Source organism: Collinsella sp. AF37-9 (assembly GCF_003475115.1).
GTDB lineage: Bacteria > Actinomycetota > Coriobacteriia > Coriobacteriales > Coriobacteriaceae > Collinsella.
This window is the reverse complement of sequence record NZ_QROQ01000024.1, coordinates 1-10,694: the sequence shown is the minus strand read 5'-3', so window position 1 is coordinate 10,694 and position 10,694 is coordinate 1. Positions and strand designations below refer to the sequence as shown.

The window sequence follows — 10,694 nt, the reverse complement described above, 5'->3', positions numbered from 1 at the left end:
CGTAGGCCCGAAGCGAGAGCGGACGGCGTCAGCCGCACGCGACATCCCTCATCGCCCACCACTGATTTGATAGGCTCCCAGCTATGGGGGCCTTTCATTTTTGGGCCCATCGCAGAGGGATTCGAACCCGAAAGGGTGCGGAGCTGAGGAAACGCGAAGCGTTTTCCAGCGCAGCACGCGAGGGCCGTAGGCCCGAAGCGAGAGCGGACGGCGTCAGCCGCACGCGACATCCCTCATCGCCCACCACTGATTTGATAGGCTCCCAGCTATGGGGGCCTTTCATTTTTGGGCCCATCGCAGAGGGATTCGAACCCGAAAGGGTGCGGAGCTGAGGAAACGCGAAGCGTTTTCCAGCGCAGCACGCGAGGGCCGTAGGCCCGAAGCGAGAGCGGGCGGCGTCAGCCGCACGCGACATCCCTCATCGCCCACCACTTGATTGAAAAGGCTCCCAGCGATGGGGGCCTTTCCTTTTTGGGCCCAGTGCAGAGGGATTCGAACCCGCCAGCACGTCTGTCACAAAGGCCGTGGCCAGAAAATGGCAAAAATGAGTACTGCTACCTTGCTTACAACATATCAGAAGATAATATTTGCTTAAGTTACGCAACATATGTCCATTATAAGGACTAGCAATTGGATCAAAATCGTACATTCATCGCCATTTCGACTAGCTATCTGGCCTTATTAGTCCAAAATTGCTGTTACCAAATCGGTAACAGTACTCATATTTGATGTTTTTTGACCAGCAGGTCTCCCCGCCTTAGCAAATCTAAGGCAAAACGGGCTCCAGACCGCTGAATCGTGCCGCATATGGCACGTCCACAGTCCGGAACCCTGTTCAAATTGAGTTATTGCGCCGCGTTAGCCCAAGACACCCGACAGAATCTCGATCAGACTGTCCACGTCGGATTCCTCGCAGACGAGCGGCGGCAGGAAACGCAGCGTATGGGCACCCGTAGCGTTAATCACGGCACCGGCGGCCAGCGCGCGGGCAACAATATCATGCGCGTCGCCCGCGGCATCATCCAAATCACAGCCGAGCATCAAGCCGCGGCCACGCACCTCGGTCACGTTCGGCAGCTTGGCGAGCTTTGCCTCCATATAGGCGCCTACCTTGGCAGCATGGTCGGCATAATCGCCGCGCACGAGCGCGGAGAGCGTCGCGGCGCACGCCGCGACAGCCAAGCAGCTACCGCCAAAGGTCGAGCCGTGGTCGCCCGGCTTAAAAACGTCGGCAATCTCCTTCTTTGCTACGACGGCACCCATGGGCACGCCATCGGCAATGCCCTTGGCAAGGCTCATGATGTCGGGTTCCACGCCATAGGTTTGGAATGCAAACGGCTTGCCGGAGCGGAAGATGCCGCACTGGACCTCGTCGGCTATAAGCACGGCGCCCACTTCGTGTGCCAGGTCGCGCGCTGCCGCCATAAACTCCTCGGTCATGGGGTGCACGCCACTCTCACCCTGGATCGGCTCGAGCATCACGGCACAAATTTCGCTCCCCAGCTGCTTAAAGATCGCACGCAGTTCATTGATATCGTTGGGCGTACAGGCCACAAAGCCACCCGGCAGCGGGCGGAAACTATCCTGCAGCCAATCCTGCATGGTGGCGGCAATGGTCTCGAGCGTACGGCCGTGGAAGCCGCCGCGCATGCACACGATAGTGTTGCCGCCGTTACCGGCACGCTTGGCGTACAGGCGCGCAAGCTTCATCGAGCCCTCATTGGCCTCGGCGCCGGAGTTGGCAAAGAAGGTCTCCCAAACCTGCTCATCCGCAGCCGGGGCACCAAGAGCAGCTGCCGTGGTCTCATCGCCGGCGGCAATGGCATCGGCAAGCACGCGTGCACCATCTAAGTCGTCGTTGGCAAGCTTGGACAGCAGCGCCGCGACCTGTCCACGCTGCTCGATGTAGAAGTAATTGGAGACATGCATGAGCTTTTTGGTCTGTGCCTCGAGCGCCGAGAGCACAGCCGGGTCGCCATGACCTAGGCTGCACACGCCGATGCCGGCAAGAAAGTCGAGGTACTCACGACCATCGTCGCCGGTGAGCTTCATGCCGTGACCCTCGACAAACTCGACCGGAGAGCGGCCAAAGGTATGCATAACGTAATGGGATTCAAGCGATTGCTGAGCTGCAAATGACATGGGATGCCTTTCGTTGAGCGCCGGACGGCGCAGGCCTATGGGTGCAGAAATGGGGCGGCTGCGGGTCAGTTAGACTGTCTGAAGCTTCTCGACCTCGTCGAGGTTCTCGGTCAGACGCGCAGCAAACGTCGAAAGCGGATGCGGATGCGTATCGAACTCGTAAGCCGTCTCGGTGGAATGGATCACGGTGCCGACGCCGGCATCGGTCAGCAGCTCCAGCAGCAGCGAATGCGGCGTGGTGCCGTTGATGATGTGAGCGCGAAATACGCCGCCGGCAAGCGCATCGACGGCCGCACGCAGCTTGGGAATCATGCCCTTATCGACCTCGCCGCCGTAGAGCATTTCGTTAACCTCGTCGAGCGTTAGGTTGGAGATGAGTGAGTCTTTATCGCTAAAGTCCTTGTACAGGCCGTCGACGTCGGTCAAAAAGATCGCCTTATGCGCATGCAGCGCCGCCGCAACGGCACCGGCGGCGGTATCGGCGTTGATGTTGAAGAAACCGCCGTCCTCCCCCGCCGCGACGGTAGCGATGACGGGGATGTACTCGCTATCGAGCAGGCGCTCGATATAGTCGGTGTTGACGTGCGTGACCTTGCCTACGCGGCCGAGTTCGGGGTCGAGTGGCTCGGCGATGAGCGTACCGGCATCGCTGCCCGAAACGCCCACGGCCAGGTTGCCGTGATGGTTGAGCGCCGCGACCAGCTCCTGGTTGACCTTGCCGCCCAGCACCTCGCGCACGATATCCATGGTCGCCGGCGTGGTCACGCGCTGGCCGTTCATAAACTCGACGGGGATGTCGTAGTGGCTCAGCGCCTCGTTGATGGCCTTGCCGCCACCGTGCACGATAACAGGGCGCATGCCGATGATCTTGAGCAGGACGATGTCGCTCATCACGTCGCGGCGCAGCTGCTCGTCGACCATGGCGGCTCCGCCATATTTGATAGCAACCGTCTTGCCGGTCAGGTTCTTAATCCACGGCAGCGCTTCGAACAGCAGCTGCGCGGTTGCTTCGTTGGATTCACTCGAACGACAATCGCGTGCGAATTTCATAATCTGCCTCGTCTTTCGTATCGTTATCGCGCCGTGCTCCGCTGTCCGCAATCGCGGCAAGATGCGCAGCGTGTCTGGAATCTAGGAACGGTAGTCGCCGTTGATGGAGATGTACTCATGCGTGAGGTCGCAGGTCCACACGGTCGTTGCCGCGTTGCCTGCACCCAGGTCGGCCGAGATCACGATCTCGGGCGCCTCAAAACGTCGTAGAGCCTCGTCCTCGTCAAAGGGAACAGTCAGACCGTCGCGACAGACAGGCATGCCCATCATGTCGATGGAAACGTCTTCCTGATTAAACTTCACGCCGCACTTGCCAAGCGCCATAGCAACGCGGCCCCAGTTGCAGTCGTGGCCGGCGATGCAGGTCTTAACGAGCGGCGAGTTGGCAACGGCACGGGCGGCGATATCGGCCTCCTCGTCGTTGGCGGCGCCGGTAACGTTGACTGTAACAAGCTTGGATGCGCCCTCACCATCGGCGGCGATATTGCGCGCCAGGCTCTCGCACACCTCGTGCACGGCAAATGCCAACTCGTCAAAGGCATCGGAGCCCTCGACGATAGGCTCGGCATCTGCGGCAGCGGCGCCGGAGGCAAGCATGATGCAGGTGTCGTTGGTCGAGGTGTCGGAATCGACCGTTACCTTGTTAAAGGTCTGCTTGACGGTCGAGAGCAGCAGGGCATGAAGTGCCGCAGGCTCGACGGGGGCATCGGTGGTGATAACTGCGATCATGGTGGCCATGTTGGGCATGATCATGCCCGAGCCCTTGCACATTCCGCCTACCGTATAGACATTGCCCGCATGACCCGCAGCCTCACTGACGTAGGATACGGCGTACTCCTTGGAGTGCGTGTCGGTCGTCATGATGGCGCGAGCGGCATCGGCGCCACCGTGGGCGGAGAGCGCCTCGTAGGCAGCAGGAATGGCGGTCTCAAACGTGTCGATCGACAGAATCTGGCCAATCACACCCGTGGAGGCAACCAGAATCTGCTGGGGCTCGCAGCCGATGACCTGCGAGGCGATGTTGCACGTCTCGCGCGCGCAGGCAAGGCCCGTCTCGCCCGTGGCGGCATTCGCGTTGCCGGAGTTGATTGAAACGCCGGCGATGATGCCATAGCCCTTGCCCACACCGCCCAGGTTGGCGCGGCTCACCTGCACAGGCGCTGCGCAAAAGCGATTGGTCGTAAACACGCCGGCACCGGGACAGGGTTTATCGGGCACGACGAGCGCGTAATCCAAGCGCTCGGGATTCTTGCGAAAACCCGCATGAATACCCGCGGCCTTAAAGCCGGCCGCTACCGTAATGCCACCCTCGACGGCACGAATCTTGATATCGAACTGCTCTGTATTCATCGTCCTTACGACTCCTTATATCAAACAAAAAACGGACATCGGTTGGTGCGCCATGCCAGTCGTGATCATGAGACCAGCTTAAGAGTGGCGCCCCACTCGATGCCCGACTACCAAATCGTTAACAATCGAATGTGCTACACCGGGCACGCCACTGTGGGCAAGCCTCGTCGCTCGTCAAAGCCAAAGACGATATTGGCGCACTGGACCGCTTGGCCCGCAGCGCCCTTGCACAGATTGTCGATGGCGCCCGTCGCCACCAGCACGCCCGCGCGCTTGTTGAGCGCGAGGCCAATCTGGGCAGCGTTGGTGCCGACGACCGAAGCCGTCTTGGGCTGCTGGCCGGCATCGAGCACGCGCACAAAGGTGCGACCGGCGTAGAACTGCTTGTAATGGTCGACAACGTCCTCAAGGGTCAAGGTATCGATAGCCTGCGGCGCGAGCGGCAGCGTCACCGTGGAGAGCAGACCGCGCTTGAGCGGTGCCAGGTGCGGGGTAAAGACGACGCGATCGGTCAGGCCAAGGATTTGCTCAATCTCGGGCGTGTGGCGATGCTTGCCCACGCCGTAGGCCTCCAAGTTCTCATCGGCGCTGCAAAAATGGGTGCGGGCGTTGCAGGACTTACCGGCGCCCGTCACGCCGCTAATGGCATCGACAATCACGGGACCGTTCTCGGCCACCCAGCCCGCGCGCACGGCGGGCGCGGCGGCAAGGCTCGTTGCGGTGGGATAGCAACCGGCGCAGGCGACCAGCACGGGTTTGCCGTCGGCATGGTCGGATGCGGCGGTCTCCAAGTCCTGGCAGAACAGCTCGGGCAGACCGAAGGCACGGGTCTTGAGCAGCTCGGGGCTCGTATGCTCGGCGGCATACCAAGCCTCAAAAACGGACGCGTCGTTCAGACGGTAGTCGGCCGAAAGATCAAAGCAGGAGACGCCCGATGCAAGCAGCGCGGGCACCTGTGCCATGGCAGCCGTGTGCGGCACGGCCAAAAAGACCGCGTCGCAGTTCTTGAGCTCAGGGGCATCATGCGTCGTAAAGACAAGATCGCTTACGCCGGTGAAGCTCGGGTGCACCGCAGACAACGGCTGGCCGGCATCGGCGTTGGACGTAATGGCAGCAAGTTCAAACTCGGGATGACCGAGGACGAGGCGAATGAGCTCGGCTCCGGCATATCCAGCCGCGCCGACGATTCCAACCTTCAAAGACATATCAGACTCCTTGTCTGCGAGTTATGCACCGATGCGCATTTCGCAGCGGTCGTTATGAATTGGGTTGAAACTTTAGCACCAAAAGATGCATGAATACGTAAATGGCTTGCATATTCATGCATTGAAACATTCCCGACACATTCGCTTGAAGGAATTGACAAATGGAGCGGGCCCCGTATTGACCGGCGCTCCTAACGGCGCCGGGCAATACGGGGCCCGCCCATGCGAAAACCAAGTTGTTAGGATGAACCAGCTGGCTAGAGCTCGACCGGCACCCATTCGTCGTGATTGCAGATAAAAGCCTCGGGATCCTCGACGCTAAAGAAGACGAGCGTGGGGTCGTTAGGCCCCTCATAGTGCTCGCCCAGGCGCTCTAGATGCTTCCACCCAGCTTCGCGCATTTCGCCTAAAGCCCGGTCATCCAAGCCGGCACGCCCGCGCAAGATGAGCCAGCCATGGCCCGGCCACCAACTCGTGGCCTCAAAGCGCTGGTTTTGCAGCAGCTCTTGCCACACATCTTTGGTGCGCGCTGTTACAAACCACAGCTTGCCATCCTGGATCTGCGCAAACGAAAACGGACGCACATGAGGCTGTCCGTCAACGCTCGTCGCCAAATACCATGCCGGCACCGACGTCAGATACTCCAACACCGTATTCAATCCGTCCACGGTTCCTCCTGCCGCTAGCTCATTTGACTGGTTGGTAAACGTTAGAGCTCCAGGCGCTCCTCGCTGCCGTCGATATCACAGAAGCGCGCGGCAATGTTGCGGACCGAAAAGAAAGCAAGGCGGCCGTCGTTGGCACTCTCGTGTTCTTCGCCGATGCCCACCATGTGCTTAAAACCCGCTTGACGCACCTTGTCGCTCGCAACCGCGTCGTCCTCGAGCGCGGCCTCGCCGGTCAGCACAATCCAACACTCCCCCGGTTTCCAACCCGAAACCTCAAACTTGGGGTTCGCGCTGAGCTCGGCCCACACGTCCTTATCGCGCGAGGTGCAAAACCACAGCTTGCCATCATCGACCATGGCAAACGAGAACGGCCTCACGCGCGGCTGATGTCCGTCCGTCACGTCGATTGTGGCGAGATACCACGCCGGAATACGCCTAAGATACGAACAGGCGCGCTCGAGCTGCGCCGTGCGGTCGTTGTCGGTCATAGGGACCCCTTTCCTGCGCTCGAATCGCGCCTAAACAAGTTGAAGATTGATGACGATGACGCAGATGAGCAGCAACGCCGTCACCACCGCCGCCAACGCATCGCCACGGCCAAATGCAAGCGCATGCAGACGCGTGCGGCTCTGCTCGCCATGATAGCAACGGGCATCCATGGCGGCAGACAACGTCTCGGCATGACGGAACACACCCGTGAACAGCGGAATCGCCACACTGCCAAGCATACGAACGCCGCCGAGCGGGCCTCCCGTCACGCGCGCGCCGCGGCTCGCCTGCGCATCGGCCGTCTGCTTCATCTCGGTGGCAAACTGCGGCATAAAGCGCAGCGCGATACCCATAATCATACCGAGCTCGTGCACAGGAAGTCCCACACGCGCAAACGGCGCGAGCAGGCGCTCAAAGCCCGCGGTGAGGTCGAGCGTCGGTGTGGTGAGCGTAATGGCGCTCATGCCGGCCATCATCAAGGTCAGGCGGCACGCCATAAAGGCGGCGGAATGCAGCGAGCCCTCGCTTATCTGCAAAAAGCCGAGCTGCCACAGAATGCGCCCGCTCTGGTCGGAAAACAGGTTGAGCACTGCGACCACCGCGACGATTGCCAGCAGCGGCGCCATCGATGACAGGACGCGACGAACCGGCACACGGGACACGGTATAGATCAGGACAACGAAGATTGCGACCGGGATCAGTCCGCGGAAGCTGCCGACCGTGAGCGTCGTGATCAGGAACACAAAGCCCAAGAGCAACTTAGTTCGCGGGTCCAGGCGGTGAATTGCACTATCGCCGGGATAGTAGCTGCCAAACGAAAACGCCTCCATTAGCAGCCCTCCTCTCGCGCGATCGCTTCGGATTTGGCCTTGTCCGAGACGTTAGAAGAACCGTCTGAGCGACCGATCAGCAAATCTGCCAACTCGTCGGCCAACGGCTCAACCGTATAGAGCCCGCCGCGACGCAGCGGCACGCCCGCTTCCGCGAGCGCCAACGCCATGCGTTGAGCAGCGGGAACACCCAAGCCGATTGATTTAAGCTCATCCGCATGCGCAAACACCTGCGCGGGGGTTCCCTCGGCAAACACCGCGCCCTCGTTCATCACGACGATACGGTCGCAGCAATTGGCCAGGTCATCCATGCTGTGCGAAACCATGACAACGGTCAGGCCCTCGCGATGGAGTCGACCGATGAGCCCTAGGAAATCCCTGCGCGCCGCCGGATCGAGCCCCGCCATGGGCTCATCGAGCACCAGGACTTCGGGCTCCATGGCGAGCACGCCGGCGAATGCCACACGCCGTTGCTGACCGCCCGAAAGCTCAAAGGGACTCTTGTCGCCGACCGTGGAAAGATCGAGGCCCACGCGCAAGAGTGATGACTCGACACGACGGTCGACTTCATCTTGCGGCAAGGCAAGGTTGTGCGGACCAAACGCCACGTCCTGCGCTACGGTTTCGGCAAACAGCTGACGCTCTGGATACTGAAACACCACGCCGACCTTTGCCTTAACCGCGGCAGCATCTTTCTTGTTTACCAGGTCGAGCCCCAACGCGTAAACGGAACCCTCCTGAGGACGAATCAGGCCGTTGAGATGCTGAACCAGCGTCGACTTACCCGAACCGGTATGGCCCGCAAGGCCCAGGAACTCGCCACGACGCACCGTCAGCGATACATCACGCAGTGCCCACGGACTGCTGGGGTCGTTGCCCCAGAGGGCCTGTTTGTTCGATGCGCCCTCGATGGCTGAGCGCTTGTGCCAACGGCGACGATCTCGGGCGCTCAGCGAATAGCTGTACGAAACATGGGATAGCTCGATGACGGGCTCCGACGCGTTGTCCTCGTTGTCTGCCGGAACAGCGCCGTCAGCGATTTCCAACTGGGATGCGAAAGGCCGCCCGGTGATGCCTGTCCAACTCCGGTCGGCATATGCCTGCGCAATCTCGGCGACCATATCCACCTCGCGCACCTGCGCATGAACGGGCACGCCCTTCGCACGAAGCGCCGTGCCCAAGCAGCACGACGCCGGCATATCCAAGTTGAGCTGCGCAAGTTCGTCCGCCCGTGTCAAGATTTCCTCGGGCGTACCGAGCATGGCAACGCGCCCCGCCCGAAATACCGCGACACGATCGGCCTCGGCGGCCTCTTCCATAAAGTGCGTAATCATCACGATGGTCATGCCGCGATCGTGCAACGCGTGGCAAGCCTTCATGAGGCCCTTGCGTCCACGCGGATCGAGCATCGAGGACGCCTCGTCCAAAATGAGCACGCGCGGTTCCATGGCGAGCACGCCGGCAAGCGCCACGCGCTGCTTTTGTCCGCCCGAAAGTGCATGGGTCTCGTGGCGCTCGAAGCCCACCAAACCCACGCCCTTCAGTGCCTCGCGTACGCGCTGCGCGATCTGGGCCGATTCCACCCCAAGGTTTTCGGGACCAAAGGCAACATCGTCCTCGACAAGCGTCGCCACCAGCTGATCATCCGGGTTCTGGAATACCATGCCCGCGGTCGAGCGAATGTCGTAGACCAGCTCGGGATCGGACGCGACCATGCCGTTGACGCGCACCGTTCCCGTATCGGGCTGCAGCAGCGCGTTCAAATGCTTGGCGAACGTCGACTTGCCCGACCCGTTGCCGCCGAGGATGCAGAAAAACTCGCCATCCTCGATGTTCAGATCGATGCCGTCGAGTGCCGGTGTGGCACCGTCATAGCTAAAGGAAACGCCCCGACACTCAATCATGCGCGGCCTTTGACCTGGTCCTTCTTGGGCGTGATGAGATTAGAGACCGCCTTGTACACCGCAAGTGTCAGCACCGAGTTGAGCACGGTCTTGATGAGGTTGAACGGCAGCACGGCAGGAATCATGAGCGGGGCGATCACATCGACCGAGCCATACCAGAACCAAACGCCGATGGTCAGATTCGCAACCATGGACAGCGCCGTAGCGGCAATAACGCCCAGCACCAGGCCAATCACGGCACCCTTATAGGTATGCATCTTTTGGTAGACGATAGCCGCAGGCAGAATATAGCCCAGCGTGGCAACCAGGTTCATAAGCGCGCCGACCCAGTCACCCGTAGTGAGCGCATGGATAACGATCGCCATGGCGGCAACGGCAGTGCCGGCACCAGGGCCATACGCAAATCCGCACACCATCGCCGGCACCAGCGACGGGTCATAGGTCAAAAACGGCGCCGAAGGAAGGATGGGCAGCTGCACATACATAAACAGGGCGCCCAAGGCGCACATCAACGCCATGGTAACGAGCTGTTTGGTGCTCCACCTATTCGTGTTCTCAAAATGGATATGCTGCGACTGTTCAGACATAAGATCACCTGCCTCTTTCATCCGGACTCTAACCGTTGGTACTGGGATCTCACCAGTTCAGCCGGCATGCGAACCAACGCACACACGGGTCGCGGACTCATCGGCTCGGTCGCAGGCACTTTACCTGCGCCACGGCGCCCCTTTGACACCGCCCGATTTACCGCCAGTGGGGAATTCCACCCCGCCCTGAAACAGCAAGGAAAAGTGTAGCACGAGGGAAGACAGGTGCAAGTATGCCGAGGATAATTTATGACGGGGATCAGTTACCGCAACAACCACGTTCCCCACCCATCCCAAAGTAACGCGCCTTTCGCGCAAAGCGCGGAACAGCGACCGGGACACGCACCCCTATCAACCACGTCCTCCACCCACGCCGACCTCAAGGCCGTAAACGCAGGGGATCCGGGGGCGTGACGGGGGTTTCTCTCCGGAACATTCCGCAGGACGCAAAGAGGCTCCGCAGCGCGAA

General features: G+C 60.6%; 9 protein-coding genes, 1 tRNA gene and 1 riboswitch (1 of these 11 running past the window's edge). Of the genes, 1 reads left to right on the top strand and 9 read right to left on the bottom strand.

The features are described 5' to 3' along the window. Nucleotides 1-61: transfer RNA gene (locus tag DW024_RS10100), tRNA-Val, on the top strand; it begins 68 nt to the left of the window's first position. 797 nt (nucleotides 62-858) lie between these two features. Here DW024_RS10100 and DW024_RS07585 read toward each other — a convergent pair. From DW024_RS07585 to DW024_RS07545, 9 genes are all read right to left on the bottom strand, one after another. Further along, nucleotides 859-2,142, bottom strand: a complete 1,284-nt coding sequence (locus tag DW024_RS07585) for an aminotransferase class III-fold pyridoxal phosphate-dependent enzyme (protein WP_118377381.1) — start codon at nucleotides 2,140-2,142, stop codon at nucleotides 859-861. A 69-nt stretch (nucleotides 2,143-2,211) separates the two neighbouring features. Further along, on the bottom strand, nucleotides 2,212-3,192 hold the full coding sequence (gene argB / locus DW024_RS07580) for an acetylglutamate kinase (RefSeq protein ID WP_118377380.1): 981 nt from the start codon (nucleotides 3,190-3,192) through the stop codon (nucleotides 2,212-2,214). A gap of 81 nt (nucleotides 3,193-3,273) precedes the next feature. Further along, nucleotides 3,274-4,542, bottom strand: a complete 1,269-nt coding sequence (gene argJ, locus DW024_RS07575; RefSeq protein ID WP_118377379.1) for a bifunctional glutamate N-acetyltransferase/amino-acid acetyltransferase ArgJ — start codon at nucleotides 4,540-4,542, stop codon at nucleotides 3,274-3,276. Nucleotides 4,543-4,676: 134 nt separating this feature from the next. Beyond that, on the bottom strand, nucleotides 4,677-5,747 hold the full coding sequence (argC, locus tag DW024_RS07570) for an N-acetyl-gamma-glutamyl-phosphate reductase (protein ID WP_117637583.1): 1,071 nt from the start codon (nucleotides 5,745-5,747) through the stop codon (nucleotides 4,677-4,679). Between the two features lie 257 nt (nucleotides 5,748-6,004). Beyond that, entirely contained in the window at nucleotides 6,005-6,415 is a 411-nt protein-coding gene (locus DW024_RS07565; protein WP_117637582.1) for a pyridoxamine 5'-phosphate oxidase family protein, read from the bottom strand. Between the two features lie 41 nt (nucleotides 6,416-6,456). Beyond that, entirely contained in the window at nucleotides 6,457-6,903 is a 447-nt protein-coding gene (locus DW024_RS07560; RefSeq protein WP_117855548.1) for a pyridoxamine 5'-phosphate oxidase family protein, read from the bottom strand. 30 nt (nucleotides 6,904-6,933) lie between these two features. Beyond that, a complete protein-coding gene (locus tag DW024_RS07555; protein ID WP_118377378.1) occupies nucleotides 6,934-7,734 on the bottom strand; it encodes an energy-coupling factor transporter transmembrane protein EcfT in 801 nt (266 codons plus the stop codon). Next, the gene (locus DW024_RS07550; protein WP_118377377.1) at nucleotides 7,734-9,638 is read right to left on the bottom strand and encodes an energy-coupling factor transporter ATPase; all 1,905 of its coding nucleotides are present in this window, start codon (nucleotides 9,636-9,638) and stop codon (nucleotides 7,734-7,736) included. The genes DW024_RS07555 and DW024_RS07550 overlap by 1 nt, the downstream gene beginning before the upstream one ends. Next, nucleotides 9,635-10,225 carry an ECF transporter S component gene (locus DW024_RS07545; RefSeq protein ID WP_055252299.1) on the bottom strand — a complete coding sequence of 197 codons (591 nt, stop codon included), beginning with the start codon at nucleotides 10,223-10,225 and terminating at the stop codon, nucleotides 9,635-9,637. The genes DW024_RS07550 and DW024_RS07545 overlap by 4 nt, the downstream gene beginning before the upstream one ends. A gap of 5 nt (nucleotides 10,226-10,230) precedes the next feature. Next, a riboswitch (FMN riboswitch) is annotated at nucleotides 10,231-10,423 on the bottom strand. Nucleotides 10,424-10,694 lie beyond the last annotated feature (271 nt).

Bases quoted from the DNA above. Each gene is read 5' to 3' on its own strand.
- DW024_RS07585 (WP_118377381.1), bottom strand. From the start codon at position 2,142: ATGTCATTTGCAGCTCAGCAATCGCTTGAATCCCATTACGTTATGCAT.
- argJ (WP_118377379.1), bottom strand. From the start codon at position 4,542: ATGAATACAGAGCAGTTCGATATCAAGATTCGTGCCGTCGAGGGTGGC.
- DW024_RS07555 (WP_118377378.1), bottom strand. From the start codon at position 7,734: ATGGAGGCGTTTTCGTTTGGCAGCTACTATCCCGGCGATAGTGCAATT.
- DW024_RS07560 (WP_117855548.1), bottom strand. From the start codon at position 6,903: ATGACCGACAACGACCGCACGGCGCAGCTCGAGCGCGCCTGTTCGTAT.
- DW024_RS07550 (WP_118377377.1), bottom strand. From the start codon at position 9,638: ATGATTGAGTGTCGGGGCGTTTCCTTTAGCTATGACGGTGCCACACCG.
- DW024_RS07545 (WP_055252299.1), bottom strand. From the start codon at position 10,225: ATGTCTGAACAGTCGCAGCATATCCATTTTGAGAACACGAATAGGTGG.
- argC (WP_117637583.1), bottom strand. From the start codon at position 5,747: ATGTCTTTGAAGGTTGGAATCGTCGGCGCGGCTGGATATGCCGGAGCC.
- argB (WP_118377380.1), bottom strand. From the start codon at position 3,192: ATGAAATTCGCACGCGATTGTCGTTCGAGTGAATCCAACGAAGCAACC.